This is a genomic window from Thioclava sp. DLFJ4-1, assembly GCF_002020145.1.
GTDB lineage: Bacteria > Pseudomonadota > Alphaproteobacteria > Rhodobacterales > Rhodobacteraceae > Thioclava > Thioclava sediminum.
This window is the reverse complement of sequence record NZ_MPZT01000004.1, coordinates 415,431-441,485: the sequence shown is the minus strand read 5'-3', so window position 1 is coordinate 441,485 and position 26,055 is coordinate 415,431. Positions and strand designations below refer to the sequence as shown.

General features: G+C 63.9%; 24 protein-coding genes. 12 read left to right on the top strand and 12 right to left on the bottom strand.

Annotated features, from left to right (window positions below; translation table 11 throughout):
• Nucleotides 1–61: 61 nt before the first annotated feature.
• Both BMI85_RS15055 and BMI85_RS15050 read left to right on the top strand, forming a co-directional pair.
• Nucleotides 62–805, top strand: a complete 744-nt coding sequence (locus BMI85_RS15055) for an alpha/beta hydrolase (protein WP_078601844.1) — start codon at nucleotides 62–64, stop codon at nucleotides 803–805.
• A gap of 97 nt (nucleotides 806–902) precedes the next feature.
• The gene (locus BMI85_RS15050; protein WP_078522832.1) at nucleotides 903–1,613 is read left to right on the top strand and encodes an alpha/beta hydrolase; all 711 of its coding nucleotides are present in this window, start codon (nucleotides 903–905) and stop codon (nucleotides 1,611–1,613) included.
• Here BMI85_RS15050 and BMI85_RS15045 read toward each other — a convergent pair.
• Nucleotides 1,599–2,378, bottom strand: coding sequence for an NERD domain-containing protein (locus BMI85_RS15045; protein ID WP_078601843.1), 780 nt, complete (start codon nucleotides 2,376–2,378; stop codon nucleotides 1,599–1,601). The two genes, BMI85_RS15050 and BMI85_RS15045, sit on opposite strands and share 15 nt — an antisense overlap.
• Nucleotides 2,379–2,507: 129 nt before the next feature.
• Nucleotides 2,508–3,818 carry a polyhydroxyalkanoate depolymerase gene (gene phaZ, locus BMI85_RS15040; RefSeq protein ID WP_078601842.1) on the bottom strand — a complete coding sequence of 437 codons (1,311 nt, stop codon included), beginning with the start codon at nucleotides 3,816–3,818 and terminating at the stop codon, nucleotides 2,508–2,510.
• A gap of 110 nt (nucleotides 3,819–3,928) precedes the next feature.
• On the opposite strand from phaZ, the gene phaC reads away from it, so the two are divergent.
• The 5 genes from phaC (at nucleotide 3,929) to BMI85_RS15010 (ending at nucleotide 9,698) form a co-directional block, all read left to right on the top strand.
• Entirely contained in the window at nucleotides 3,929–5,722 is a 1,794-nt protein-coding gene (gene phaC / locus BMI85_RS15035) for a class I poly(R)-hydroxyalkanoic acid synthase (RefSeq protein ID WP_078601841.1), read from the top strand.
• Nucleotides 5,723–5,864: 142 nt separating this feature from the next.
• Nucleotides 5,865–6,314, top strand: a complete 450-nt coding sequence (locus BMI85_RS15030) for a phasin, PhaP (RefSeq protein ID WP_078542726.1) — start codon at nucleotides 5,865–5,867, stop codon at nucleotides 6,312–6,314.
• A 150-nt stretch (nucleotides 6,315–6,464) separates the two neighbouring features.
• Complete coding sequence (phaR, locus tag BMI85_RS15025) at nucleotides 6,465–7,013, top strand: polyhydroxyalkanoate synthesis repressor PhaR (RefSeq protein ID WP_078522837.1); 549 nt, start codon at nucleotides 6,465–6,467, stop codon at nucleotides 7,011–7,013.
• 300 nt (nucleotides 7,014–7,313) lie between these two features.
• The gene (gene thrS, locus BMI85_RS15015; RefSeq protein WP_078601840.1) at nucleotides 7,314–9,263 is read left to right on the top strand and encodes a threonine--tRNA ligase; all 1,950 of its coding nucleotides are present in this window, start codon (nucleotides 7,314–7,316) and stop codon (nucleotides 9,261–9,263) included.
• Nucleotides 9,264–9,491: 228 nt separating this feature from the next.
• On the top strand, nucleotides 9,492–9,698 hold the full coding sequence (locus BMI85_RS15010) for a cold-shock protein (protein ID WP_075775516.1): 207 nt from the start codon (nucleotides 9,492–9,494) through the stop codon (nucleotides 9,696–9,698).
• 91 nt (nucleotides 9,699–9,789) lie between these two features.
• On the opposite strand, the gene BMI85_RS15005 is transcribed toward BMI85_RS15010, so the two are convergent.
• From BMI85_RS15005 to proS, 5 genes are all read right to left on the bottom strand, one after another.
• Complete coding sequence (locus tag BMI85_RS15005; protein WP_078601839.1) at nucleotides 9,790–10,113, bottom strand: ArsC/Spx/MgsR family protein; 324 nt, start codon at nucleotides 10,111–10,113, stop codon at nucleotides 9,790–9,792.
• A complete protein-coding gene (locus BMI85_RS15000) occupies nucleotides 10,110–10,793 on the bottom strand; it encodes an ABC transporter ATP-binding protein (protein ID WP_078601838.1) in 684 nt (227 codons plus the stop codon). The genes BMI85_RS15005 and BMI85_RS15000 overlap by 4 nt, the downstream gene beginning before the upstream one ends.
• Nucleotides 10,786–12,078, bottom strand: a complete 1,293-nt coding sequence (locus tag BMI85_RS14995; RefSeq protein WP_078601837.1) for a lipoprotein-releasing ABC transporter permease subunit — start codon at nucleotides 12,076–12,078, stop codon at nucleotides 10,786–10,788. The genes BMI85_RS15000 and BMI85_RS14995 overlap by 8 nt, the downstream gene beginning before the upstream one ends.
• 146 nt (nucleotides 12,079–12,224) lie before the next feature.
• Nucleotides 12,225–12,743 carry a hypothetical protein gene (locus BMI85_RS14990; RefSeq protein ID WP_078542722.1) on the bottom strand — a complete coding sequence of 173 codons (519 nt, stop codon included), beginning with the start codon at nucleotides 12,741–12,743 and terminating at the stop codon, nucleotides 12,225–12,227.
• A complete protein-coding gene (gene proS, locus BMI85_RS14985; protein WP_078601836.1) occupies nucleotides 12,730–14,067 on the bottom strand; it encodes a proline--tRNA ligase in 1,338 nt (445 codons plus the stop codon). Before proS ends, BMI85_RS14990 begins: the two co-directional genes overlap by 14 nt.
• Nucleotides 14,068–14,304: 237 nt before the next feature.
• Between proS and BMI85_RS14980 the strand changes: the two genes are divergently transcribed.
• From BMI85_RS14980 to BMI85_RS14965, 4 genes are read left to right on the top strand one after another with little or no spacing between them, the layout of a single operon-like run.
• Nucleotides 14,305–15,447 (top strand): AI-2E family transporter, encoded by a 1,143-nt coding sequence (locus BMI85_RS14980; RefSeq protein WP_078601835.1) that lies wholly within the window; start codon nucleotides 14,305–14,307, stop codon nucleotides 15,445–15,447.
• A gap of 2 nt (nucleotides 15,448–15,449) precedes the next feature.
• Nucleotides 15,450–16,124, top strand: a complete 675-nt coding sequence (locus BMI85_RS14975) for a DnaA/Hda family protein (protein WP_078542719.1) — start codon at nucleotides 15,450–15,452, stop codon at nucleotides 16,122–16,124.
• 50 nt (nucleotides 16,125–16,174) lie between these two features.
• Nucleotides 16,175–18,340, top strand: coding sequence for an RNA degradosome polyphosphate kinase (locus tag BMI85_RS14970; RefSeq protein WP_078601834.1), 2,166 nt, complete (start codon nucleotides 16,175–16,177; stop codon nucleotides 18,338–18,340).
• A gap of 39 nt (nucleotides 18,341–18,379) precedes the next feature.
• The gene (locus tag BMI85_RS14965; RefSeq protein ID WP_078601833.1) at nucleotides 18,380–19,930 is read left to right on the top strand and encodes a Ppx/GppA family phosphatase; all 1,551 of its coding nucleotides are present in this window, start codon (nucleotides 18,380–18,382) and stop codon (nucleotides 19,928–19,930) included.
• On the opposite strand, the gene BMI85_RS14960 is transcribed toward BMI85_RS14965, so the two are convergent.
• The 5 genes from BMI85_RS14960 to BMI85_RS14940 all read right to left on the bottom strand — a co-directional run bounded on the left by BMI85_RS14960 (nucleotide 19,927) and on the right by BMI85_RS14940 (nucleotide 25,355).
• Nucleotides 19,927–20,355: a hypothetical protein gene (locus tag BMI85_RS14960; RefSeq protein ID WP_078571740.1), complete on the bottom strand. Its 429-nt coding sequence runs from the start codon at nucleotides 20,353–20,355 to the stop codon at nucleotides 19,927–19,929. The genes BMI85_RS14965 and BMI85_RS14960 overlap by 4 nt on opposite strands.
• 44 nt (nucleotides 20,356–20,399) lie before the next feature.
• Nucleotides 20,400–21,407 carry an endonuclease/exonuclease/phosphatase family protein gene (locus tag BMI85_RS14955; protein ID WP_078601832.1) on the bottom strand — a complete coding sequence of 336 codons (1,008 nt, stop codon included), beginning with the start codon at nucleotides 21,405–21,407 and terminating at the stop codon, nucleotides 20,400–20,402.
• Nucleotides 21,407–22,093 carry a TerB family tellurite resistance protein gene (locus BMI85_RS14950; RefSeq protein ID WP_078601889.1) on the bottom strand — a complete coding sequence of 229 codons (687 nt, stop codon included), beginning with the start codon at nucleotides 22,091–22,093 and terminating at the stop codon, nucleotides 21,407–21,409. The genes BMI85_RS14955 and BMI85_RS14950 overlap by 1 nt, the downstream gene beginning before the upstream one ends.
• 231 nt (nucleotides 22,094–22,324) lie before the next feature.
• The gene (gene scpA, locus BMI85_RS14945; protein ID WP_078601831.1) at nucleotides 22,325–24,454 is read right to left on the bottom strand and encodes a methylmalonyl-CoA mutase; all 2,130 of its coding nucleotides are present in this window, start codon (nucleotides 24,452–24,454) and stop codon (nucleotides 22,325–22,327) included.
• Complete coding sequence (locus tag BMI85_RS14940) at nucleotides 24,426–25,355, bottom strand: hypothetical protein (protein ID WP_078601830.1); 930 nt, start codon at nucleotides 25,353–25,355, stop codon at nucleotides 24,426–24,428. The genes scpA and BMI85_RS14940 overlap by 29 nt, the downstream gene beginning before the upstream one ends.
• 178 nt (nucleotides 25,356–25,533) lie before the next feature.
• On the opposite strand from BMI85_RS14940, the gene BMI85_RS14935 reads away from it, so the two are divergent.
• A complete protein-coding gene (locus BMI85_RS14935) occupies nucleotides 25,534–26,010 on the top strand; it encodes a DUF4174 domain-containing protein (RefSeq protein WP_078601829.1) in 477 nt (158 codons plus the stop codon).
• The last annotated feature ends 45 nt before the right edge of the window (nucleotides 26,011–26,055 follow it).

Below are 26,055 nucleotides of genomic sequence, written 5' to 3'. Positions count from 1 at the left end.
CAGGTTGAGGCCACCCGCGCCGCCCGATAGGCTGGGGGCGAACAGATCGCAGGGAGCGCAGATGACCGAGTATTTCGAGACCCAAGAAGGCCGCCGCATCGCCTATAACCTGACGCCGGGCAAAGGGCCGGGCGTGGTGTTCCTCGGCGGGTTCAAATCCGACATGGAAGGCACGAAGGCGCTGGCGCTCGAGGACTGGGCCAAGCGCGAAGGCCGCGCCTTCCTGCGCTTCGACTATTCCGGCCACGGTGTCTCGGGCGGGGAATTCGAGGACGGCGCGATCGGTGACTGGTTCGAAGATGCGCGCGACGTGATCATGGCCAAGACCGAAGGCCCGCAGATCCTCGTGGGCTCCTCGATGGGCGGCTGGATCTCGCTCCTGATGGCGCGCGAACATCCCGAGAAAGTCGCTGGCCTCGTCACCATCGCCGCCGCCCCCGATTTCACCGAAGACGGCTATTGGGCGAGCTTCGACAAGGAAACCCGGCACAAGCTGGAAAGCGAAGGCTCCATCGCCATTCCCTCGGATTACGGCGAGCCCTATGTCATCACGCGCCGCCTGATCAACGAGGGCCGCGAGCGGCTGGTGCTGCGCAGCCCGCTGTCGCTGCCCTTCCCCACGCGCTTCCTGCAGGGCACCGCCGATGAAGCCGTCAGCACCGAGACCGCGATCCGACTGCTGGAGCATGCCGAGGGCGCGGACATGCGCCTGACCCTTGTGAAGGGCGCCGATCACCGCTTCTCGGACCCCGATTGCCTCGCGCTGATCGAGACCGCGCTGGCGGAGGTACTCGCCCGGCTGTGATCCGCTGCTTGCGGCATTTCGATTTGCTTGACCTCGGCCCTTGCGGCACACTCGACGCGAGAAGCGCGAAAACGCGCCGCGATTGAGGTTTCGAGCGATGCCAAGCGACCCGCTGGTCTTTCTACCCGGATTCATGTGCGACGCACGGCTGTTCTGGCACCCGCTGCAGGAGCTGTCCTCCGAGCGCTCGGTGATGGTGGCGCGGCTGCGCGGCGCGACGATCGAGGAGATGGCGCAGACCGTGCTGGACGAGGCCCCGCCGCAATTCGCGCTGGTCGGGCATTGGCTGGGCGCGGTCGTCGCAATCGAGATCCTGCGCCGCGCCCCCGACCGGGTGAGCCAGGTCGCGCTGCTCGACGTCTCCCCCCTGCCCGAGATGCCGCAGATCGCCGCCGCGCGCGAAACCCGGATCGTGAAGGCGCTCACCGGGCGGCTCGACGAGATGATGCTGGAAGAAATCCCCGCCGAAAGCCTCGCCCCCGATCCCGGTCGTGCGGAAATTCAGGCGATGATGCTGGAGATGGCGGCAGGCTTGGGCGCCGACACGTTCGAAGCGCAATCGCGCGCCCTGATGCGCCGCCCCGACTTGCAACGCACGCTGCGCGCCACGAAAACCCGCGCGCTGCTGATGTGCGGCGAATACGACAAGATCTGCCCACCGCGCCGCCACGAATTCCTCGCAGAGCTGATGCCGCACGCCGAATTCCGCCTGATCCTCGGTGCAGGTCACCTGAGCCCGCTCGAGCAACCCGAGAAGATCACCCAAGGCCTGCGCGACTGGCTGGAGGCGCCGTTATTGTTGGCGTGAGAACGCAACAACTTTGGACGCTTCGACTTTCCGGGTCCCACGGCATTTGGGGAAATTCGTACAGCCCATGAAGACGTCATTCGTCTTCTTGCTACGACGCTCGACCATCGCGGATCCGCATCGCGGGCACGCATCTGCCGAAGCCTGCGCTTCCACTCGCGTCCTGACGTTCTTGATGTGCTGCTGCGTGGTCCTCAACCCGCGCTCGAACCGCCGATTTTCCAAAGCCTGACATAGCGCCGCAACCTCACTCTCCGTGAGTATCACTTGGTGCGGAGACTTCAGAAAGCTGAGCATCGAGTTCCGCCGCCAGTAAACGCTGGAAGGAAACTCGGTTTTCGGGACCGCCCCACCAACGAAGACGACACCCCCCTGAACCTTGCTGCCATCTACACCAAGACACTCTTCGATCGCTTTGATGTGCTTGTAGTTTTGCCGCAGTGGGTTCTGAAACTTGGTCTTTTTCTTATAGAGAACCTGCGTCCACTGAGATTGCCTCTCGGCACCGAATATCCAACCGCTCATGTTCTTGGTCTCGATCACGAACACGCCGCTCCGCGATATGAGGACATGATCGATCTGCGTCGTCCCGTCCTTCACGGGCAGGGTCACATCATCGAAGAGATGCATGTCACCTTCTTCAGCCAGTTTCTTAAGTCCTTTGCTGACGTACGCCTCTCCGATGAACCCCTTGAAACGGGGGGATTTTACGATCGCAACTAAGAGGAGGAGAAGCAGTACAACGGGGAAAAACAATGCGTCCATAATCTCGGTCTCAAAAAATCAAAGTGATTTTCCGATCATGCGCCGAAACCCGTCAAAACGATGGCGAAGTCGCGAATAAAAAAGCGCTGCCGGAGCAGCGCTTTCCTAAAACTCTCGCGTGGAGTGAGATCACCCCGCCTCGGCCGTCTTCACCTTCTTCTTGCGGATCGGCGTCACGGTGGCGGGCTTGCCCTTCCCGGGCGCGGGGTTGTCCGCGTTCTCGTCGATGAAATCGAGGACCAGCGGGCGGATGTTGTTGCGCCAGCTGGAGCCTGCGAAAATGCCGTAATGGCCTGCGCCGGGCTCTAGGTGCTGTTGCTTCATCGAATCCGGCACGCCCGAGCACAGGTCGAGCGCGGCGACGCATTGGCCGGGGGCGGAGATGTCGTCCTTCTCGCCCTCCACGGTCTTCACCGCGACCTTGGTGATCTTCGAGATATCGACCATCTTGCCCGCGACTTCGAAGCGGTTCTGGGCGATCTCGAGGCCCTTGAAGATGCGCTCCACCGTCGAGAGGTAGAATTCCGCCGTCATATCCATCACCGCGAGATATTCGTCGTAGAAGCGGTAATGCTTGTCATGCTCGGAGCCTTCGCCCTGCGCCTCGCTCCAGATCTTCTCCTGGAAGGCCTGCGCGTGCTTGTCCATGTTCATAGAGATGAACGAGGCGAGCTGCATCAGGCCCGGATAGACCAGACGGCCCGCGCCCTTGTATTTGAAGCCGACGCGCTGGATCACCATCTGCTCGAGCTGGCCCATCGTGACGCGGCGCCCGAAATCGGTGACCTCGGTCGCTTTCGCGTCGGGATCGATCGGCCCGCCGATCAGGGTCAGCGTGCGCGGCTGCGCGGCCGGGTCTTCGGCTGCCAGATAGGCGGTCGCGGCCAGCGCGAGCGGCGCGGGCTGACACACGGCGATCACGTTGCAGTCAGGGCCCATCTTCTTCATGAAATCGACAAGATAGAGGGTGTAGTCCTCGATATCGAACTTGCCCTCAGAGACGGGGATGTCGCGCGCATTATGCCAATCGGTCACCCACACGTCCGCATCGGGCAGCAGCGAGGCCACGGTCGAGCGCAGAAGCGTCGCGTAATGGCCCGACATCGGCGCCACCAGCAGGATGCGCCGCTCCATCGGCTCGCGGCCGTGGACGTTGAAATGCACGAGGCTGCCGAAGGGCTTGTCGAGCACGGTCTCGACCTCGACGAGGTGATCGCGCCCGTCCTCGGCCGCGATCGAATGGATGCCCCAATCGGGCTTGATCACCATCCGTGCGAACGAACGCTCCGTCACCCGGCCCCAGGCCGACATGATCTTGAACATCGGATGCGGGGCGAGCCCCCAGACCGGGTAGGACGCCATGGCGCGCGCCGAGGCGCCCATCCACTCGTTCGTGTTCCTGAAGGTCTCCATCAGGTCGTAGGACATGATCGTTTTCATATACAACTCCTCGGGGCGGGCCACGCACTCACTCGGCAATGGAAACGCCGCTTTACCCCAAGACTGCGGCGATATTATGCTGGTGCAGAGGATAGGGAGGAATATCATTTATGACAACCGAGGAGACGGACAAAATTGCTGCATCGCAGAAGATGCAAGACAATCTGGCGCGCATCGAAGAGCTGACCGAGCGCATGGTCGATGCGATCGCCCATAAGCGACCGATGAACCCGGCCCTCGAAGGCCCCGGCGCCGATCTCTACATGACGTCCTCTGCAGCCATGATGAATGAGTGGCTCGAAAAGCCCTCGAAAATCCTCGAAGCCCAGGTGAATTACTGGGGTCAGGCGATGAAGCATTACCTCGAAGCGCAGGAGGCGCTCGCCAAGGGCGCGTTCCGCCCGCCGGAAGATCCCGGCCCGTCCGACCCGCGCTTTGTCAATCCGCTCTGGGACAGCCACCCCTATTTCAACTACATCAAACAGCAGTATCTGATCGCGGCCAAAGGCGTGAAAGAGGCGGTCGACAAGCTCGACGACCTCGACCCGGTGGACCGTCAGCGACTGAACTACTTCTCGCGCCAGATCATCGACCTGATGGCGCCCACGAATTTCCTCGCCACCAACCCCGACGCGCTGGAGAAGGCGATCGAGACCGAGGGCGAGAGCCTCGTGAAAGGGCTCGAGAACCTCGTGCGCGACATTGAAGCGAACCGCGGCGATCTGCTGGTGACACTGGCCGACAAGGACGCCTTTACCGTGGGCGAGAATATCGGCACCGCCGAGGGCGCGGTGGTCTATCGCAACCGCCTGTTCGAGCTGATCCAGTACACGCCGACCACCGAAAAGGTTCACAAGACCCCGCTCGTGATCTTCCCGCCCTGGATCAATCGCTTCTACATCATGGACCTGAAGCCGCAGAACTCGCTGATCCGCTGGATCGTCGATCAGGGCTTCACCCTCTTCGTGGTGAGCTGGAAGAACCCCGACCAGAGCTATGCCGATGTCGGTATGGATGACTACGTGCAGGAAGGCTATCTGACCGCGATCGACGAGGTGAAGAAGATCACCGGCGAGAAGAAGGTCAACGCGGTCGGCTACTGCATCGCGGGCACCACGCTGTCGCTGACGCTGGGCCTGCTGAACAAGCGCAAGGACAAGTCGATCAACTCGGCCACCTTCTTCACCACGCTCACCGACTTCTCGGATCAGGGCGAATTCGCGGTCTTCCTGCAGGACGATTTCGTCGACGGGATCGAGCGGCAATGCAAGGCCGACGGCGTGCTAGACAGCTACTTCATGTCGCGCACCTTCTCCTACCTGCGCTCGAACGATCTGATCTACCGACCCGCGATCCGCAGCTACATGATGGGGGAATCCCCGCCCGCCTTCGATCTGCTGTTCTGGAACGGCGACTCGACGAACCTGCCGGGCAAGATGGCGGTCGAGTATCTGCGCGGGCTCTGCCAGAAGGACCGCTTCGCGCGCGACGGCTTCGAGGTGCTGGGAGAGACGGTCAAGGTCTCGGACGTGAACGTGCCGCTGATGGCGATCGCCTGCGAGACCGACCACATCGCGCCCTGGGTCGCCTCGTTCAACGGCGTCGCGAAGATGGGATCGAAGGACAAGACCTTCATCCTGTCGCAATCGGGCCATATCGCCGGGATCGTCAATCCGCCCAGCAAGAAGAAATACGGCCACTACACCTCCGAAGCCCCGGTCGCGAATCCCAACGAGTGGAAAGCGCAGGCGGAGTTCCACGAGGGAAGCTGGTGGCCGCGCTGGGGCGAATGGCTGGCCAAGAAGTCCGGCGCGATGGTCCCCGCACGCCAGCCCGGTGACGCGGAGCACCCGGTTTTGGCTGATGCGCCCGGCACTTATGTCAAAGAGATGGTTAAGATATAACTTTCCCGCTCGGGTTGAAAATTTCTGCGGCGCAGCAATTCCTCTCTTGAAATGCTGCGCCGCAGCATGTATATACGTTGCGTAACCCAAAGGGCCCCGCCAACGTTCCAGACCACGGGCCCCAACCCAACGGAGCACTCACATGGCTAAGACCCAAGACTACACCAAGATCATGCAGGACATGATGGCGTCCTTCCCCGTCGACACCTCGAAATTCCAAGACGCTTTCAAATCGCAAGCGGCTCTGGGCGAGAAGATGTCGCAGGTGGCGCTTGAAGCTGCCGGCAAGTCGACCGAAATCTCGACCAAATGGACCAAGGGCACCATCGACAAGATGGGCGACCTGACCAAAACCAAAGAAGAGCCCGCCGATTACGCCAAGGCGATGAGCGACTTCGCGTCGGCTTCGGCCGAGATGGCTGCCGAAAACATGGCCGCTTTCGCTGAAATCGCGAAAAAGGTTCAGATGGACACCGTCGAACTGATGATGGCTGCCGGCAAGGACATGTCGGAAGAAGCCTCCGCAAACGTCAAGAAGGCGACCGCCGACATGACCGCTGCGACGAAGAAAGCCACGGCGGCTGCGAAGTAAGAATTCACCGCGGGCACCGGCTTCCTCCTCCCAGTCGGCCTCGCGTATCTCGGGCGCGCCCTCGTGGCGCGCCCTTTTTCTTTTATTGCTTTTGGCAGCGCGGCGTCACACAATCGCTGCACAAGCACAATCCGGGGAGGATCGCATCACATGGCCGAAGACGAAAAGCCCTTGCTGATCAAGCGTTACGCCAGCCGCCGTCTCTACAACACCGAGACCAGCGATTACGTGACGCTCGAAGACATCGCGAAATTCATCCGCGACGGGCGCGAGGTGCAGATTGTCGATCTGAAATCGGGCGACGACCTGACGCGGCAATATCTGCTGCAGATCGTGGCCGAGCACGAAAGCCGCGGCGAGAATGTCCTGCCGGTCGATGTGCTGACCGATCTGGTGCGCTCCTACACGGGGGCGGCGCAATCGGTGGTGCCGCAATTCCTCGCAGCCAGCTTCGAGATGCTGCGCGAGGGGCACTCGCATATGCTCGAGAACATGAACAAGATGCCGAATCCCATGGCCTCGATGCCGGGCTTCGAGGCGCTGCAGGCGCAGCAACAGGCCTTCTTGCAGAACATGATGGCAGGCTGGGGCACGGCAGGCTCGTCCGGCCCCGCGCCCGATGACGGCGACGATCGCGGCGAGTTGGACTCGATCAAGAAACAGCTCGCCGATCTCCAGAGCAAGCTCAACAAGATGTAAGCGAGAGGCGCCCGAGCGGCGCCTTTTTCTTGGCCCATAGCCAAGGGGGCTCTGCCCCCTCGGTGCTGCGCACCTCACCCCCGGGATATTTTCGCCAACACGAACGCGCACGAGGCTCTCAGCTTCGGCTTGGCCAAAATATCCCGGGGGAGCGCGCCAGCGCGGGGGCGGAGCCCCCCCTGCGACATCTCCCCCTGCCCGGCCCCATTGACAGCCGCGCGCGAGCCGCGCAAAAGGCTCGGGAAGCATATATCCCGCAACCGGGCGTTCCGTGGGCGCCAAACCGACGAGGAGGACGACATGTCCCAGATCTCCCTCACCTTTCCCGATGGCAATTCGCGCGACTACGACGCGGGCGTGACGCCGGCCGAAGTGGCCGCCTCGATCGCACCGTCGCTGGCGAAGAAAGCGATCTCCGCGCAGGTCAATGGCGCGCATTGGGATCTGCAATGGCCGATCCAGGAAGACGCGCAGATCGCCATCAACACGATGCAGGATGACGGCCCCGCGCTGGAGCTGATCCGCCACGACCTCGCCCATATCATGGCCCGCGCCGTGCAGGAGCTCTATCCCGGCGTGAAGGTCACGATCGGCCCGGTCCGCGACAATGGCTGGTTCTACGACTTCGACCGCGAAGAGCCCTTCACGCCCGAAGACCTCGGCGCGATCGAGAAGAAGATGCGCGAGATCATCAACGCGCGCGACGCCATCAAGACCGAGGTCTGGAGCCGCAAACACGCGATCGACCACTATCTGGCGACGGAAGAGCCCTACAAGGTCGAGCTGATCAACCGGATCCCGCAAGGCGAAGACATCCGGATGTATTGGCACGGAAACTGGCAGGATCTCTGCCGTGGTCCGCACCTGCAGCATACCGGTCAGGTTCCCGCGGATGCGTTCAAGCTGACCCATGTCGCGGGTGCCTATTGGCTGGGCGATTCCAGCCGTCCGATGCTGCAGCGCATCTATGGCGTGGCCTTCAAGACCAAGAAGGACCTCAACGCCTGGGTCACGATGATGGAGGAGGCCGCCAAGCGCGACCACCGCAAGCTCGGCCGCGAGATGGACCTGTTCCACATGCAGGAAGAGGCGCCGGGCCAGATCTTCTGGCACCCGAACGGCTGGACCATCTACACCGCGCTGCAGGACTACATGCGCCGCAAGCAGCGCGATGACGGCTATGTCGAAGTGAACACGCCGCAGGTGGTGAACCGCAAGCTCTGGGAAGCCTCGGGCCACTGGGAGAACTATCAGGAGAACATGTTCATCGTCGAAGTCGACGAGGATCATGCGCGCGAAAAGACGGTCAACGCGCTCAAGCCGATGAACTGCCCCTGCCACGTGCAGATCTTCAATCAGGGCGTCAAATCCTATCGCGACCTGCCGCTCCGCATGGCCGAGTTCGGCTCCTGCGCGCGTTACGAGCCCTCGGGCGCGCTGCACGGGATCATGCGCGTGCGCGGCTTCACGCAGGACGATGCGCATATCTTCTGCACCGAGGATCAGATCGAGGTGGAAACCGAGAAGTTCATCAAGTTCCTCTCGGGGATTTATGACGATCTCGGCTTCACCGACTGGCGCATCAAGCTGTCGACGCGCCCCGAGAAGCGCATCGGTAGCGATGAAAGCTGGGATTACACCGAAGCCGCGCTCGGCAATGCCTGCAAGGCCGCTGGCTATGATTACGAGATCTTCGAAGGCGAAGGCGCGTTCTATGGGCCGAAGCTGGAATTCGTGCTGACCGACGCGATCGGGCGCGACTGGCAATGCGGCACGCTGCAGGTCGACACCAACCTGCCCGAGCGGCTGGATGCGGAATTCGTGGGCTCGGATGGCGAACGCCACCGTCCCGTGATGCTGCACCGCGCGGTGCTGGGCTCGTTCGAGCGCTTCATCGGCATGCTGATCGAGAACTTCGCCGGCAAGATGCCGCTCTGGCTCGCGCCGCGTCAGGTGGTCGTGGCCTCGATCGTCTCGGATGCCGACGACTACGTGCTGGAAGTGACGTCGAAGCTGCGCGCCGCCGGCATCCGCGCCGAGGCCGACACCCGCAACGAGAAGATCAATTACAAGGTCCGCGAGCACTCGCTCGGCAAGGTCCCCTATATCTTCGCGATCGGGATGAAAGAGGTCGAGGAACGCACCGTGTCTGTCCGCAAACTCGGCGACACCCGCACCTCCACGGTGGCAATCGACGAGATCGTGGCGCAGCTGATCACCGAATCGACGCCGCCCGATTTGCGCGAATAATCGCCAATTCAACGACCTATCTCGAATTTTCACAGACCTGTGAGGGGCTTACGCCCCTCATGGAATGTCATTGCATTTTCGCAATTCTCGGAGAGACTTGAATATGCGTGTGTTACAGACTTTCCTACCGCCTCGCTTCTGAAAAAGGCAGCCGGAAGACCCGAAAGAGACTGGCTGCACGGCCCGGACGCAATATCGCGCCGGGAGACTACGAAGGAGAAGACGGTAATGGCCACTGGCACCGTGAAATGGTTCAATTCCACCAAGGGTTATGGCTTCATCGCGCCCGACGAAGGCGGCAAGGACGTGTTCGTGCACATCTCTGCTGTCGAGCGTGCGGGTCTCAAGGGGCTCGATGACAATCAGAAGATCCAATATGAGCTGCAGTCGGGTCGCGACGGCCGCTCCTCGGCATCGGATCTGGTCCTGCTCTGATCCGCTGATCGGACGGTAAGGATTTGAAACGGCGCGCATCGCGGGATGCGCGCCGTTTTATTGTCTCAGCCTATGACGAAGGGGTGTCCGGTCAGAGCCACTCGGCCTGCGTGGCCTTCGCCCAGCCCAGCGTGAGCTTGTCGCCCTCGCGGATCACAGGGCGCTTCATCAACGCGGGATGTTCGCCCAGCAGATCTGCAACAGGCTTCTCGCGCTCGCCTTCGGGCAGGTTGCGCCACGTCGTGGAGGCGCGGTTGACGATCTTGTCGCCGAAGGCCGCCTCGAACTCCGCGACCTCGGTCCCCGTCAGAGGCTCCGCCCGCACGTCGCGAAACTCCACGTCGCGCCCGGCCGCCTCCAGCGCCTTTCGCGCCTTGCGCACCGTGTCGCAGGTCGAAATCCCGTAAACGATCATATCCCCTCCTCCAGCGCGCCGTTATCCAGATGCAACACGCGGTCCATCTTGGCGGCGAGCTCCATGTTATGCGTCGCGATCAGCGCCGACAGGCCCGTCTCGCGCACCAGCCCCATCAGCACGTCGAACACGGTATCAGACGTGGCCGGATCGAGATTGCCCGTGGGCTCGTCGGCCAGCAACAGGCTCGGCCCGTTCGCGAGCGCCCGGCAGAACGCCACACGCTGCTGCTCGCCACCCGACAGCGCCGAGGGGCGGTGATCCATCCGGCCCGCCATACCGACGCGGCTCAAGAGGTCCTTGGCTCGCTCTTCCGCCGCCTTGCGGCTGACGCCATTGGCCAGCTGCGGCAGCACGATATTCTCGACCGCCGAGAACTCCGGCAGCAGGTGGTGAAACTGGTAGACGAAGCCCAGCTTCTCGCGCCGCGCCGCCGTGCGCTTGCCATCGCGCGCACCGGTCAGGTCCTCGCCATCGATCAGAACCCGACCGGAATCGGGTGTATCCAACAGCCCCGCGATATGCAGAAGCGTCGATTTCCCCGCCCCCGAAGGCGCGACCAGCGCCACGACCTGCCCTTTCGGAATGGTCAGATCGAGACCTTTGAGCACCGTGATCTCGTTCGGCTTGCCCCGGTTGTAGCACTTTTCCAACTGTTCGCAGATCAGAACGTCACTCATAGCGCAGCGCCTCCACCGGGTTCATGCGCGCAGCTCGGCGCGCCGGGAAGATGGTCACGATGAAGCTCAGCGACAGCGACAGCGCCACCGCCTTGGTCACGTCCCAGGGCTGCAATTTCGCGGGCAGATGATAGATGCCGCGGATCGACGGGTCCCAGGCATCGCCACCATTGAGCCAGTTCACGAAGCCCATGACATGGTCGATATTCACCGCGAACAGCACCCCAATCGCCAGCCCGGCTAGCGTCCCGATCACCCCGGTAAAGGCCCCACACAAGAAGAAGACACGCAGGATTGAGCCCTCGCTAAGACCCATCGTGCGCAGGATGCCGATATCGCGGCCCTTGTTCTTCACCAACATGATCAGCCCCGAGGTGATATTCATCGAGGCGATCAGCACGAGGATCGAGAGGATGATGAACATCACGTTATCCTCGACCGAAAGCGCGCGCAGGAAGCTCGAGGACGCGTCCTTCCACGTCCACAAAAGCGTGCCCTTGCCGCTCGCATCCATGATCGCGGGCTCCCATTCGGCGATGCCTTCGGGATCGGCCACGTCGACGTCGATCTCGTCCACCCCGCCTTCGCGGTTGAAGAAGCCCTGGGCCTCCTTGAACGGCATATAAAGCCGCGTCTGGTCGATGTCATACCGCCCGGCCGAGAAGACATACGAGATCTTGTAGGCATTCACACGCGGACTGGTGCCCGACGGCGTCTTGGCCCCGTTGGGCGAGATCACCTTGACCGTGTCGCCCACCGTCACGCCCAGATCGCGCGCCATCCCGATGCCGATCGCTATGCCTTCACCGTAATTGTCGATATCGCCCTGCGCGTCGTCGGAATGCGCGATATTGGGGATGTTCTTCAGATCCGACAGCGCCAGCCCGTAGACATCCGCCACGTTGGAGCGGTCGCCGAAGCTGACCATCGCCTGTCCGCGCACCGCCGGCGCGGCGCTGACCACGCCGGGGATCGCCTTGATCCGCTCGGTGCGCTCGGCATAGTCGCGGATCAGCTTGGAATAGACGCCCGAGCCCTCGGCCACTTCCATCGGCGCGGAATAGACGGTGATCTGCGGGTTCGAGCCGACGATGGTCGAGACAAACTCGGCGCGGAAGCCCGCGCGTACGGCAAGCGTCGCGATCAGCGCGGCCACGCCAAGCGCGATACCGATCAGGGAAATCCATGTCATGACCGAGACGCCACCTTCGGCGCGGCGCGCGCGCAGATAGCGCCACGCGATCATGAACTCGAAACGGGAAAACGGGGCAGTGCGTGCGGCCATCGGCTCCATCCACGAAAATTCGGCGCAAGCTGGCGCGGCGGGGTCGAAAGGTCAAGCCTGCGCCCGGTCATAGCGGCGAGAGCGCGCCTGTTTCGGCTTGGTCGAAATATCCCGGGGGAGCCCGGAACGGGCGGGGGCAGAGCCCCCTATTTGCAGCCCAACGTGCCGGGCACATCCGCCAGAAGCGGCGCCATGCCCTCGGCCAGATCGGCGGGGTAATCGGTCTGGACGGAGGCGAGCACCGCCCCACCCGCGCAATCGAGCCGCTCGGTCTTGCGCAGCGTCACCTTGCCGAACGTGTCCTTGGAGCGGATTGCGAACCCGTCCTCGGTCACATCGTCCGACAGCACGGTATCGCCATCGAGCAGGATCGTGTGCAGCAGTTGATCATGCGCAGCCGCCAGATCAGACCCCTGATCGGCATGGGCGCGCAGCGCGACATGGGCGGTCTTGTGCGGATCGATATCGGGGGCGGAGAACAGGATCCCGCCCCCCGGCATCTCGTCCGACGTCCAGCCCTGCGGCACTTTCGCCGAGATGCCGAGCGCGTCGCTCGACCACGCCACGAGGCCCTGCCGGGCGCCCTGCCCCGAGCCTTCGGCCAAAGCGGGCCCGGCGAGCAGGCCCGCCGCGACCGCAGCAACGATCAGATCAAAGCCCCGCATAGATGCCCACGATCTTCTCGACCGCCTCTTCCGCCGGCATCTCCTCGCTCTCGCCGGTGCGGCGGCAGGTCAGTTCCACCTTGTTGGCCGCGATCCCGCGCGGACCGACGGTGATGCGCCACGGCAGACCGATCAGGTCCATGGTGGCGAATTTCGCGCCTGCGCGCTCTTCGCGGTCGTCATAGAGCGGGTCGAGCCCGTGATCGAGGAACGCCCGGTAGAGCGCTTCGCAGGCGCTGTCGCAGCTGACATCGCCCTGCTTGAGATTGACGATACCTACATGGAACGGCGTCACGCCCTCGGGCCAGATGATACCCTTGTCGTCGTGGTTCGCCTCGATGAGCGCGCCGACGAGACGGCTCACGCCGATCCCGTGCGAGCCCATATGGACCGGGACTTTCGAGCCGTCCGGGGTCTGGACACTCGCGCCCAGCGCCTCGGAATATTGCGTGCCGAAATAGAAGATCTGACCGACCTCGATGCCGCGCGCGACGCGGCGACGCTCTTCCGGGACCTCGTTGAAGGCCGCCTCGTCATGGGTCTCGTCGGTGCGAGCATAGCGCGAGGTGAACTCCTCCAGCACGCTTTGGCACTGCGCCACGTCGTCGTAATCGATCTCGCGGTCGCCGAAGGTCAGATCGGTGATCTCGCTGTCGTAGAACACTTCCGACTCGCCCGTCTCGGCCAGCACGAGGAATTCATGGGTGTAATCGCCACCGATCGGGCCGCTATCGGCGCGCATCGGGATTGCCTGCAGCCCCATGCGCTCATAGGTGCGCAGGTAGCTGACGAGGTGGCGGTTATAGGCGTGCAGCGCGTCTTCCTTCGACAGGTCGAAGTTGTAGCCGTCCTTCATCAGGAATTCGCGGCCGCGCATCACGCCGAAGCGCGGACGGATCTCGTCGCGGAATTTCCACTGAATCTGATAGAGCGTCAGCGGCAGCTGCTTGTAGCTCGACACATGCGCGCGGAAGATGTCGGTGACCATCTCCTCGGCGGTGGGCGAATACAGCATATCGCGCCCCTGACGGTCGGTGATCCGCAGCATTTCCTCGCCATAGCCGTCATAGCGGCCCGACTCGCGCCACAGATCGGCCGATTGCAGCGTCGGCATCTGGATCGCGAGATGGCCGGCGCGCGCCTGCTCTTCATGCACGATCTGCTCGATCCGGCGCAGCACCTTGAAGCCCATCGGCAGCCAGGAATAGATCCCGGCCTGCTGCTGCTTGATCATACCCGCACGCAGCATCAGCCGATGCGAGGCGATCTGCGCCTCGGCGGGGGTTTCCTTGAGAACGGGAAGAAAATAGCGGGACAGGCGCATGAGCGGTCCTTCGAGGGTTGGTGTCAGACGTTGCGTTTGGCCTAGAGGAAACGGGGGCGTTGGGCAAGATGGTGGCGCAGGTTGCGACTGTCGCCTATGAGGGGCTCCGCCCCCGGCGCATCCGCGCCTCCCCCGGGATATTTCCGCCAAGAGGAAGGGGCGTGCGCGATCCTAGCCTTGATTTCCCACCGCATTTCGCCACGTTAAAGCGAACGCATCACTGACGAAGGACCGCGCATGGCCCTGCCTGCCCGCCAGCAAGTCACCTATTGGTCCGTCGCCGCCTTGGTGCTGGTCCTGTCGCTGTGGTGGCTGGGCAATGTCATCCTGCCCTTCATCATGGGTGGCGCGATCGCCTATTTCCTCGACCCGCTCGCAGACCGGCTGGAGAAGCTGGGGCTGAGCCGCGCGGCCTCGACCGCGATCATCGGGCTGGTGACGGTTCTGATTTTCGTCGTGCTGGCGCTGGCCGTGGTGCCGATGCTGGCGCGGCAGTTGGGACAGCTCGTCGCCCTCGCCCCCGATCTTCTTGCCTCGTTGCAGGCCTTCCTGAACGAGCGTTTCCCCAATCTCCTGCAAAACTCGGTCGTGAACGACACGCTCAATACGCTCGGCACCGCGATCAAGGCACGGGGCGGAGAATTGGCCGCGACCCTGCTGAGTTCGGCGATGACGCTGGTAAACGTCATCATCTTCATCGTCGTGGTGCCGGTCGTGGCCTTCTACATGCTGCTCGACTGGGATCGGATGGTGGCGAAGGTCGACGGCTGGCTGCCGCGCGATCACGTCCACACGATCCGCACCATCGCCCGCGATATCGACCGGGTGCTTTCGGGCTTCGTGCGCGGTCAGGTCACGGTCTGCCTCGTGCTCGGCGGCTTCTACGCGATCGCGCTGATGGCGGCGGGGCTCGATTTCGGGCTGCTGGTAGGCTCGGTCGCAGGCGCGCTGACCTTCATCCCCTATATCGGGGCGATCATCGGCGGCGCGCTCGCCATCGGCCTTGCGCTGTTCCAGTTCTGGGGCGAGTGGTTCAATATCGGCATCGTCGCGGGTATCTTCGTGCTCGGTCAATTTCTCGAAGGCAACTTCGTCACCCCGAAACTCGTGGGCGATTCGGTCGGGCTGCATCCGCTCTGGCTGATCTTCGCGCTGTCCGCTTTCGGCACTTTGTTCGGTTTTGTTGGCATGTTGGTCGCCGTTCCCGTCGCTGCGGTGATCGGAGTGGTTGCGCGCTTCTTCATCGACCAATATCTGCAAGGGGCGCTTTACCGAGGGCAAACGGAGCGCGAGCCGACAGCCCATTCGCCGATCTCTCTCATCAACGAGGAGACCGGGGAAGTGACGGGCGCGACCGAGACGACCGAACACGAGAGCTGAGAATGGCCGAGCAGTTGACCTTCCCGCTGCACCTGCGTTCCGCGCAGGGGCGTGAAGACTTCTTCATCTCGCCAGCCAATGCGCTGGCGGTGACGACCCTCGATGCACCCGAAACATGGCCGCTGGGCCGGATGATCCTGATCGGGCCGGAAGGCGCGGGCAAGACGCATCTCGCGACGATCTGGGCCGATGAACAAGGCGCCGACATCCTGCCCGCGCGCGAGCTGACCGAAGAGATGGCCCCCGCACTAGTCGCGAAAGGGGCCGCCGTGATCGAACGCGCCGAGAGGATCGGCGCGGATGAGGCGGGCCAGCGCGCGCTGTTTCACCTGCACAATCTGATGCAGGCCGAGGGCGGGCGGCTGTTGCTGACCGCGCGCACACCGCCGCGCGACTGGGGGATGACCCTCCCCGATCTGATCAGCCGGATGGAGGCGACCGCGACGGTGCGGATCACACCGCCCGATGACGCGCTGCTGGCGGCCGTGCTGGTGAAGCTGTTCTCGGACCGGCAACTGACCGTTCCGCCCAACCTGATCGGCTGGCTGGTCACGCGGATGGACCGCTCTCTGGCGACCGCGCGCAAACTGGTCGCGGCGCTCGATCGGCAGGCTCTGGCGCAGCGCCGTGCGATCACCCAAAGACTGGCGGCGGAGGTTCTGGACAGTCTCGACTGAGCCGCGCAAACTGTCACGGAGCCATTACAAAATCCAACGATAAGCGCGCCATGACCCAAGCAGATTTCCTCAAGACCCCCTTCCCCACGCCAATCGCGCTGCCCGAGTCGGAGATCAGCGGACCGGGCCGGTTCTTCAACCGGGAACTGAGCTGGCTGGCCTTCAACTGGCGGGTTCTGGAAGAGGCGCGCAATCCGCGTGTGCCGCTCCTGGAGCGCGTGCGCTTCCTGTCGATCTCGGCCACCAATCTCGACGAATTCTACACCGTGCGCGTGGCGGGCCTGATGGAGCTTGTGCGCGAAAGCAACGTGAACGCTTCCGATGACGGGCTCACCCCGGCCGAGCAGCTGGAGAAGATCAACGCCAATGCCCGGCGGCTGATGGACACCCAGCAGGCGACGTGGTCGGCGCTCAAGCGCGAGATGGAGCGCGAAGGCATCCATGTCGTGAGCCGTTCGCGGCTGACCAAGCGCGATCTCGACTTCCTCTCGGATCACTTCCTCAACAACGTCTTCCCGGTGCTCTCGCCGCTGGCGATCGACCCCGCGCACCCCTTCCCCTTCATCCCGAATACCGGCTTCTGCCTCGCGCTGGAGCTGGAGCGCGAAAGCGATCAGCGCCGGTTGCAGGCTCTGCTGCCGATCCCCGCGCAGATCGACCGTTTCGTGCGCCTCCCGGGCGAGGCGCGGTTCCTGCCGCTCGAACAGCTTCTCATGCTGCATCTGAGCTCGCTCTTCCCGGGCTACAAGGATGTGGGGTCGTGCTCGTTCCGGGTGCTGCGCGACAGCGATCTGGAAGTCGAGGACGAGGCCGAAGACCTCGTGCGCGAATTCGAGACCGCGCTCAAGCGCCGCCGCCGCGGTCAGGTTATCCGGATGTCGGTTTCCCCGGGCGCGCCCGAGGACTTGCAGGCGCTGGTGATGCGCGAACTGCATGTCGACCCCGACGAGGTTGTCGAGGAAAAGGGCCTCGTGGGCATTGCCGATGTAAAGGAACTGATCCTGAACGAGCGGCCCGATCTGCTTTGGCCAACCTTCACCCCGCGCGTGCCCGAACGCGTGCAGGACCACGAGGGCGACATGTTCGCCGCGATCAAGCAGAAGGACATCCTTCTGCACCACCCCTACGAGACCTTCGATCTCGTGGTGCGCTTCATCGATCAGGCGGCGAACGACCCGAACGTGCTGGCGATCAAGCAGACGCTCTATCGGACATCGAAAGACAGCCCCGTCGTCTCCTCGCTGTGTGAGGCGGCGGAGAACGGCAAGTCGGTGACCGCTCTGGTTGAACTGAAGGCCCGGTTCGACGAGGCCGCCAATATCCGCCAGTCGCGCCGGCTCGAGCGCGCCGGCGCCCATGTCGTCTACGGATTCATCAACTACAAGACCCACGCCAAGATCTCGACGGTGGTGCGCCGCGAGGGCGATCATCTCGTGACCTATACCCATTACGGCACGGGCAATTACCACCCGATCACGGCGAAGATTTATACCGATCTGAGCTTCTTCACCTGCGACGCGGCGCTGGGGCGCGATGCCACCAAGGTCTTCAACTACCTCTCGGGCTACGTGCAGCCCGAGGGTCTGGAGAACCTCGCCATCTCGCCGATAACGCTGAAGCCGCGCCTGCTCGACCTGATCGACCGGGAGATCGAGCACGCCAAGGCGGGCAAACCCGCGGCGATCTGGGCGAAGATGAATTCGCTGATCGAATCCGACGTGATCGACGCGCTCTACAAGGCGTCGCAGGCGGGGGTGAAAATCTCGCTCGTGATCCGCGGCATCTGCGGCATCCGCCCCGGCATCAAGGGCCTGTCCGAGAATATCCGCGTCAAATCCATCGTCGGACGGTTCCTGGAGCATTCGCGCATCGTGTGCTTCGGCAATGGCCACGCCCTGCCGTCGAACGACGCGCGGGTGTTCTTCTCCTCCGCCGACTGGATGGGGCGCAACCTCAATCGCCGGGTCGAGACGCTGGTGGAGGCCAAGAACCCCACGGTGAAGGCGCAGATCGTCAGCCAGATCATGGCGGCGAACATGGCCGACGAGGCGCAGAGCTGGATTTTGCAGCCCGACGGCAAGTTCATCCGCCACCTGCCCGACGACCGCGAGGACCTGTTCTCCTGCCACCGGTTCTTCATGGAATATCCCTCGCTCTCGGGCCGGGGTTCCGCTGGGGCAAGCGACGTTCCCGAACTTGCCCATAGCTTCGACTAGCCCTAGCTTTGGGTGCGAACGACTCGAACGGACGGGCAGATGAGCAAAGACAAAGCGGCGCCGGCAGTTGATGACAGCGACGATTGGGATCCGTTCGGCCAGCCTCTCTTCGATGACCCATCCGTGCGCGCGCTCTCGCGCGTCGGCGTCGTCGATATCGGCTCCAACTCGATCCGGATGGTCGTCTTCGACGGCGCGGCGCGCAGTCCCGCCTATTTCTTCAACGAGAAGGTCATGGCGGGTCTCGGCCAAGGTCTGGCGGAAACCGGCAGACTCAATCCCGAGGGGCGCGAACGCGGGCTGACCGCGCTCAAACGCTTCGCCGCGCTCGCCGAGGGGATGGACATCGGCCCGCTCACCTGCGTCGCCACCGCCGCGATGCGCGATGCCGAGGACGGCCCCGAGTTTCACCGCAAGATCGAGAAAGAGACCGGCCTGAAGGTCCATATCGTCGACGGGCTCGAAGAGGCGCGCCTCTCGGCGCAAGGGGTGCTCCTAGGCTGGCCCGAGGCAGAGGGCCTCGTCTGCGATATCGGCGGCAACTCGATGGAATTGGCCGAGATTCGCGGCGGCAAGGTCTGGCGTCGCGCCACCTCACAGCTCGGCCCTTTCCGCCTGCAGCAGATTTCCGGCGGCAAAAAGGCGATCACCGCCCATATTCAGGCCACGATCAAGGATCTGGCCGAGAAGGTCGGCACCGAACACGAACGCATCTACCTCGTCGGCGGCTCGTGGCGCGCCATCGCACGTCTCGACATGGAGCGGCGCGACTACCCGCTCCTCGTGCAGCACGAATACCGGATGAAGCCCGACGAGCTGGGCGAGACGATCGAGTGGATCGGGAAATCCGACATGGAGAAGCTGCGCGCGAAAACCGGCACCTCCTCGGCGCGGATGGAACTCGTCCCGCTGGCAAGCCAGGTGCTGCGCGAGTTGATCGCCACCTTCGAGCCCAAGGAGATCGACGTCTCTGCCTATGGGATCCGCGAAGGGCTGCTTTACGAACAGATGCCCGAACGGCTGCGCCGCCGCGATCCGCTGGTGGAAGCCGCGCGCCATACCGAGCGCGTGATGAGCCGGATGCCCGGTTTCGGCAAGAAGCTCCACGCCTTCATCGAGCCGATCTTCGGGCCGCTCCCGCCCGAGAAATTCCGTCTCGTGCGCGCGGCCTGTCTGCTGCATGACACGACATGGCGCACCCATCCCGATTACCGCGCCGAGGCCTGTTTCGAGAACGTCACCCGCGCGAACTATTCCGCCATGTCCCACCCCGAGCGGATCTGGCTCGGCGTGGCGCTGCTGCATCGCTACAAGAACTCGCGCGGCGGCTCGCGGCTGGAACCGTTCCTGCCGCTGCTGACGGAAGAGCAGATTCAGGAGGCCGAGGTTCTGGGCAAAGCGATGCGCTTCGGCTCGATGTTCGCGACCCACAGCCCCGCCGATGCGGGCGAGCTGAAATATTCGGCCAAGAAGGGCGAGCTGGAACTGAAACTGACCAAGCGCGGCAAGGCGCTGATGGGCGAAGTCGCCGAGTCGCGCTTCCGCTCACTTGCGAATGCGCTGAAGGCCGAGCCGATCATCACCGATTAAAGCTCGATCCCGCCCTCCGGGATCTCGATCGGCCCGCCTTGGTTCGGGCCGTCTTTCTGCGGCGCATCCTCGGGCGGCTCGGTCATTAGGGGCGGCGGCGGCGGCGCGTCCGCGTTGCGCCGCATGATGATATCGCCATTGGGCAGCCGCTCGGGCGCGCCGTAATTCGACATGTCGTCGACCAGCGCGAGGAATTGGCGCAGCTTCGGCCCCAACTGGGCCGCGGCCTCCCCCAAGCCTTTCTGCATCTCGTCGAGTTGCGGCTTCATCTCGCCCATGAGCCCCCGAAACAGCGACTGCGCGCCCTCCTGCAGCAAGGAGAATCCGCGATCGACATCGCCGCCAGCGTCGCCGCCCTCCTCCTGCGCGGAGACGGGCGTTGCCAGAAGGGCGAGCGACAAAGCGAGGACAAGCGGCTGTTTCATAGCTCCGATCCTACGCTGAAGCGGCGCGAAAATCACGCCCCCGATCAATCGATATCGACCGAGACGGGAAAATGATCCGAGGCCTGCAAAAGCGCCTCGCGCAATTCGGGCACGCGGTAGATATGCGGATCGTCGAACGGGTGCCAGATACGCCACTTCCTCGCCCGGGCTGCCAGATCGGGCGAGAGCATCACATAATCCAGCATGGCCGAGAAATACTGCTTCTGATCGACGAGGTAGAACCGCGCGGAACTGGGGGCTGCGGCCGTATGATGCGCTTTCGACAGCCGCGCATGGGGATCGTGCAGCCGTTCCGCTTCCGGGCCACCCTCGCCCGCGACGATCTCCACGCCCGAGCGTCCGAACAGCTTCTCGTATTCATCAAGCCCCGGACCGTCGTTGAAATCGCCCAGCACGATCAGACTGTCTCCCGCCGCGAGATGCTCCTCCACGCGGCCCCGGATCCAGATCGACTGCGCCAATTGCTTGCGCCGGTTCTCGATCGCCATGCGGGTGGCTGTCTCGAGGCTCGTCGCGCCATGCGGGGCTTTCGACTTCACATGCACGCCGATCAGCCGAAGCACTTCCCCGCTCTGCGTTCCCAGCGTGACTTCGAGCGGTGGCTTGGAAAAGGTGACCGTGTCCATCCGCGCATCGATATCGAGGTCGATCCGCAGGCTGCCATCGAAGCGCGGCCACGCCTCCGAGCTTTGCGGATCGTGCTGCGCCGTCACGACATCGGGATCGTAGAGCAGCGCCAGCTCCTGCTGCGTGTCGTTGGAAAAGCCCAGAAGCGCCCGGCGCTGGCGCAGCCCGAACCGCTCCGCGAAGCCTTCGAGCATATCCACCGTCTTGTGGCGATGATTGTCGTCGGGCGCCTCGACCACCAGAAGCACATCGGCCTCCAGCGCGCTCATCACGATCGCGATCGCGCCGGTCTGCTGGCTGCGCGTCACGTTGTAGCGCGCCGACCATTCACTATCGTCGAGAAGCGTCCCGTTGCGCGCGAAAAGGCTGTTGAACCACTCGATATTCCAAGTGGCGATCCGCATCACGCCTCCGCATGGCTGGCGCGGATTTCCTCCCAGGCCTTGTTGAGCGCGATCACCCGCGCCTCGGAGAGCTGCACGGCCTCCTCAGGCAGACCGCGGGCAATCGCCCGGTCGGGATGCGCCTCGCGCACCTTGTTGCGCCAGACCTTGCGCACCTCGGGAAGCGGTGTGCCGGGCTCGACTTCCAGCACGGTCCACGGATCGGGATCGGCATCCTCCACGAAGGCAGAGCGCATGCCGTGGAAACAGCATTCCTCCAGCCCGAAGATCCGCGCGACCTCCAGCAGGAAGGCATCCTCGCCCTCGTGGTAATCGCCATCGGCCAGCGCGATGAAGAACAGCCCTTCGAGCACGTCTTTCAGCACATCTGCGCCGGGGCCGAACATATTGGCGATCTTGCGGGCATAGGCGTCGAAGCCCGCCACATCGGTGCGCGCCATGTTGAAGACGCGCGCGGCATTGGCTTCCTCTTCCGGCGGGATCTGGAAAATGCGCCGGAACGCCGCGACCTCGTCGCGCGTGACCTGCCCGTCGGCCTTCGCCATTTTCGCCCCGAGCGCAATCACCGCGATGGTGAAAGCGACCGAGCGCTCCGGCGGCTGGCGCAGATTGTCGAAAACAGTCGACAGCGCCTCCCCCCGCCCGAGAGCGGAGAGCGCCTGCGCGATACGCGACCAAAGGGAGATGGGCTTGTCCATGGTTCAAGTCTAGCCGCGCTGCGGCGGAAATGCACCCGCGCAAATCCGCCCTGTGATTAAATCGTTGTAATGTTTTGAAATGACTGGCGGCGCGCAGAGTTCCCCCGCGCGCCGCCCAAATTCAAAGCAAAGCCCGAACTTCGCCTTGGTCAAAATATCCCGGGGGGCGCGTCAGCGCGGGGGCAGAGCCCCCTCGCCCGTGCCACCTCCCCCGCGCCCTCAGGCCCGCGCTTGACGCACGATGTCGAGGATCTCGCGCGCGGCCAGCGGGATGTTCGTCCCCGGCCCGAAGATCGCCTTCACGCCCGCCTTCTTGAGGTAGTCGTAATCCTGCTGCGGGATCACGCCGCCGCAGATCACGATGATATCCTCCGCGCCCTTCTCCTTGAGCGCCTCGATCAGCTTGGGTGCCAGCGTCTTGTGACCCGCCGCCTGCGACGAAATCCCGACCACATGCACGTCGTTGTCGATCGCGTCCTGCGCTGCTTCTTCCGGCGTCTGGAACAGCGGCCCCACATCGACGTCAAAGCCGATATCGGCGAAGGCCGTCGCGATCACCTTGGCGCCGCGGTCATGGCCGTCCTGACCCATCTTCACCACCAGCATCCGCGGACGGCGACCCTCTTCCTCGGCGAAGGTCTCGACGTCCTTCTGGATCTGGGCGAAGCCCTCGTCGCCGTCATAGGCCGCGCCATAAACACCAGCCAAAGTCTTCACCTCGGCGCGGTGACGTCCGAACACCTTTTCCATCGCCATAGAAATTTCTCCCACAGAGGCCCGGGCGCGGGCAGCTTCCACCGCCGCCTCGAGCAGGTTGCCACCCTCGGAGGCGCGGCGCGTCAGTTCCGTCAGCGCCGCCTCGCAGGCCGCCTCGTCGCGGCTTGCGCGCATCTTCTCGAGCCGCGCAATCTGGTTGTCGCGCACCTTCGCATTGTCGATATCGAGAATATCCAGCTCGTCCTCGGTCTCGCGGCGATACTTGTTCACCCCGACCACGACATCCTCGCCCCGGTCGATCAGCGCCTGACGCCGGGCGGCGGTCTCCTCGATGCGCAGCTTGGGCATGCCCGAGGCCACGGCCTTCGTCATGCCGCCCATCTCCTCGACTTCCTCGATCAGCTCCCAAGCCTTCTCGGCCAGTTCCGCCGTGAGGCTCTCGACGTAATAGGAGCCCGCGAGCGGATCGACCACGTTGGTGATCCCGGTCTCTTCCTGCAAGATCAGCTGGGTGTTGCGCGCGATCCGGGCCGAGAACTCGGTGGGCAGCGCGATCGCCTCGTCGAGCGCGTTGGTGTGCAGCGACTGCGTGCCGCCAAGCGCTGCCGACATCGCCTCATACGCCGTGCGGATCACGTTGTTATAGGGGTCCTGCTCGGCCAGCGAGACGCCCGAAGTCTGGCAGTGCGTGCGCAGCATCGAGCTTTGCGGCTTCTTCGGCTCGAACTCTTCCATGATCCGGCTCCACAGCAGGCGCGCCGCGCGCAGCTTGGCGGCCTCCATGAAGAAGTTCATCCCGATCGCGAAGAAGAAGCTCAGACGGCCTGCGAACTTGTCGACATCCATCCCCGCCTTGATCGCGGTGCGGACATATTCGCGCCCGTCGGCCAGCGTGTAGGCCAGCTCCTGCACGAGGTTCGCGCCGGCTTCCTGCATGTGGTAGCCCGAGATCGAGATCGAGTTGAACCGCGGCATCTCGTTCGAGGTGTATTCGATGATATCCGCAATGATCCGCATCGAGGGTTCGGGCGGATAGATATAGGTGTTGCGGACCATGAACTCCTTGAGGATGTCGTTCTGGATCGTGCCCGACAGAACGCTGCGGTCATGGCCTTGCTCTTCGCCGGTGACGATGAAGTTGGCGAGGATCGGGATCACCGCGCCGTTCATCGTCATCGAGACAGAAATCTGATCGAGCGGGATACCGTCGAACAGGATCTTCATATCCTCGACGCTATCGATCGCCACGCCCGCCTTGCCGACATCGCCCTCGACGCGCGGGTGATCGCTGTCATAGCCACGGTGCGTCGCGAGGTCGAAGGCCACCGACACGCCCTGCTGCCCGGCGGCGAGCGCCTTGCGGTAGAAGTCGTTCGACTCCTCGGCGGTCGAGAAGCCCGCATATTGCCGGATCGTCCACGGACGGCCCGCATACATCGTAGCCCGCGGGCCGCGCGTGAAGGGCGACAGGCCCGGCATGGTGCCCAGATGATCGAGCCCCTCCACGTCCTCTTCGGTGTAAAGCGGCTTGACCGCGATCCCTTCGAGCGTGTTCCAGGTCAGGTCCTCGAACGGCCTGCCACGCAGTTCCTTCTCGGCGAGGTTACGCCAGTCCTCTTTCTTGTCCGTCATGGCCAAATCCTTCTTCCACTGTCGCCGCGGCGGGTGTCTTCCCCGCGTCTTCGGCCGTCATTTCCACGAAATTCAGTCCCTGCGGCGCGCTGCGCAGCCAGGTCAGATCCTCCAGATAGCGGGCGGTCATCTGCGCGCGCTGCACCTGATCGAAAGGCATCCAGCGCCCCGGCCCCGCCGCGACGCGGTGCCCGGCGCGCAGCAGCCCCTCGCGCAGCGCCGCGCGTCCCGGGGCCGCGTTTCGCCGTTTGCGGGCATCGAACAGCCCGGCAGGCAGGCCTTCGCCCGGCACAAGCGCCTGAAGCTGGGCCTGCGGCTCCGCCCCCAGCGCCTCATGGCTCCAGACCGTGACGGGCGCCCCAAGCGCGGACTGCGCCTGCGCGATCACCTCCGGCCAGCCGCGCGGATGATCGGCAAGCCGCGCAAGCCCGCGCGCATTGGGCAGGCCAGCGCCCCGCCCCGCCATCACCGACAGCACCGAGGACCACCACATATCATAGCGCCGCATCGACAGCGCCACGCCGCCCAGATGCCCGCCCAGCACCTGCCGCGCACGCTCCAACCGCCCCGCCGCATCCGGGTAGAGCGTCAGCATATCCACGCATTGCGGCATCGCGCCCAGCAGGTTCTCCTCCGAGATCACCAGATGGCGCATCCCCTGATCGGCGAGCCGGTCCAGCTCGAACGCCAGCGCGGTTCGCAGCCGCGACAGCGCCGCCCCATCCTCGGGTGTCACCAGATCGGGGCGCTTCACCAGCCCCGAGAACAGCCCCGCCCGTGTCCGGTCCGGCCCCCAATAGGCGATCCCGCTTGCCGCCAACGCATCGGCGTTTTGCAGCATCCATGCCTGAAACGTCGTCGTCGCGGTGCGATGCGCCCCGATATGCAGAATGACATCCATGCCCGGCCCCCACGGCCCCGGATCCAAGCGGCACCCCGCCGCGGCCCCGAAAACCCGGCGCCAGTCTGCACCGCGAGTCCTTGCGGGGCGCTTAAAGGCCGCATTTGGCGAAAATTCGCACGGTCCGGCATGGTGCGAGGGGGCTCGCGCGCATATATCAGGAACGAGAGAGGAGCCCATGACCCGACTATTATCCCTTGGACTCGCTGCATTTCTTGCGCTGACGCCCTTCGCGGCCGCAGCCCAAGAGAGCACCGTCGATCTCGCCGTGGAAGAGCCCGAGGTCACGCCCCCCTTCGCACCGGTCGATGGGGCGGATGCGGATCTGGACGCGTTCGTCTGGCAGAAACGGCCCATCGTGGTCTTCGCCGACAGCCCGCTCGACCCGGCTTTCAAGGAACAGATCCGGTATCTGAAGGACCACTGGGCGGAACTGGCCCGGCGCGACGTCGTCGTCATCACCGACACCACGCCCGATCCGGCCAGCGACGTGCGGCGCACGCTGCGCCCGCGCGGGTTTTCCCTCGTCATCATCGCCAAGGACGGCACGGTGAACCTGCGCAAGCCCGCCCCGTGGGACGCGCGCGAGATCGTCCGCTCGATCGACAAGATGCCGATCCGGCGCGACGAGATCCGCGAACAACGCGGCTTCTGACCGCTCTCCCGATGCGCACACGCCAATAGATCGCGCCCCGCCGTG

Excerpts from the sequence above, each read along its gene's own strand:
- BMI85_RS15055 (WP_078601844.1), top strand. The coding sequence starts at position 62 with ATGACCGAGTATTTCGAGACCCAAGAAGGCCGCCGCATCGCCTATAAC.
- BMI85_RS15050 (WP_078522832.1), top strand. The coding sequence starts at position 903 with ATGCCAAGCGACCCGCTGGTCTTTCTACCCGGATTCATGTGCGACGCA.
- BMI85_RS15045 (WP_078601843.1), bottom strand. The coding sequence starts at position 2,378 with ATGGACGCATTGTTTTTCCCCGTTGTACTGCTTCTCCTCCTCTTAGTT.
- phaZ (WP_078601842.1), bottom strand. The coding sequence starts at position 3,818 with ATGAAAACGATCATGTCCTACGACCTGATGGAGACCTTCAGGAACACG.
- phaC (WP_078601841.1), top strand. The coding sequence starts at position 3,929 with ATGACAACCGAGGAGACGGACAAAATTGCTGCATCGCAGAAGATGCAA.
- BMI85_RS15030 (WP_078542726.1), top strand. The coding sequence starts at position 5,865 with ATGGCTAAGACCCAAGACTACACCAAGATCATGCAGGACATGATGGCG.
- phaR (WP_078522837.1), top strand. The coding sequence starts at position 6,465 with ATGGCCGAAGACGAAAAGCCCTTGCTGATCAAGCGTTACGCCAGCCGC.
- thrS (WP_078601840.1), top strand. The coding sequence starts at position 7,314 with ATGTCCCAGATCTCCCTCACCTTTCCCGATGGCAATTCGCGCGACTAC.
- BMI85_RS15010 (WP_075775516.1), top strand. The coding sequence starts at position 9,492 with ATGGCCACTGGCACCGTGAAATGGTTCAATTCCACCAAGGGTTATGGC.
- BMI85_RS15005 (WP_078601839.1), bottom strand. The coding sequence starts at position 10,113 with ATGATCGTTTACGGGATTTCGACCTGCGACACGGTGCGCAAGGCGCGA.
- BMI85_RS15000 (WP_078601838.1), bottom strand. The coding sequence starts at position 10,793 with ATGAGTGACGTTCTGATCTGCGAACAGTTGGAAAAGTGCTACAACCGG.
- BMI85_RS14995 (WP_078601837.1), bottom strand. The coding sequence starts at position 12,078 with ATGGCCGCACGCACTGCCCCGTTTTCCCGTTTCGAGTTCATGATCGCG.
- BMI85_RS14990 (WP_078542722.1), bottom strand. The coding sequence starts at position 12,743 with ATGCGGGGCTTTGATCTGATCGTTGCTGCGGTCGCGGCGGGCCTGCTC.
- proS (WP_078601836.1), bottom strand. The coding sequence starts at position 14,067 with ATGCGCCTGTCCCGCTATTTTCTTCCCGTTCTCAAGGAAACCCCCGCC.
- BMI85_RS14980 (WP_078601835.1), top strand. The coding sequence starts at position 14,305 with ATGGCCCTGCCTGCCCGCCAGCAAGTCACCTATTGGTCCGTCGCCGCC.
- BMI85_RS14975 (WP_078542719.1), top strand. The coding sequence starts at position 15,450 with ATGGCCGAGCAGTTGACCTTCCCGCTGCACCTGCGTTCCGCGCAGGGG.
- BMI85_RS14970 (WP_078601834.1), top strand. The coding sequence starts at position 16,175 with ATGACCCAAGCAGATTTCCTCAAGACCCCCTTCCCCACGCCAATCGCG.
- BMI85_RS14965 (WP_078601833.1), top strand. The coding sequence starts at position 18,380 with ATGAGCAAAGACAAAGCGGCGCCGGCAGTTGATGACAGCGACGATTGG.
- BMI85_RS14960 (WP_078571740.1), bottom strand. The coding sequence starts at position 20,355 with ATGAAACAGCCGCTTGTCCTCGCTTTGTCGCTCGCCCTTCTGGCAACG.
- BMI85_RS14955 (WP_078601832.1), bottom strand. The coding sequence starts at position 21,407 with ATGCGGATCGCCACTTGGAATATCGAGTGGTTCAACAGCCTTTTCGCG.
- scpA (WP_078601831.1), bottom strand. The coding sequence starts at position 24,454 with ATGACGGACAAGAAAGAGGACTGGCGTAACCTCGCCGAGAAGGAACTG.
- BMI85_RS14940 (WP_078601830.1), bottom strand. The coding sequence starts at position 25,355 with ATGGATGTCATTCTGCATATCGGGGCGCATCGCACCGCGACGACGACG.
- BMI85_RS14935 (WP_078601829.1), top strand. The coding sequence starts at position 25,534 with ATGACCCGACTATTATCCCTTGGACTCGCTGCATTTCTTGCGCTGACG.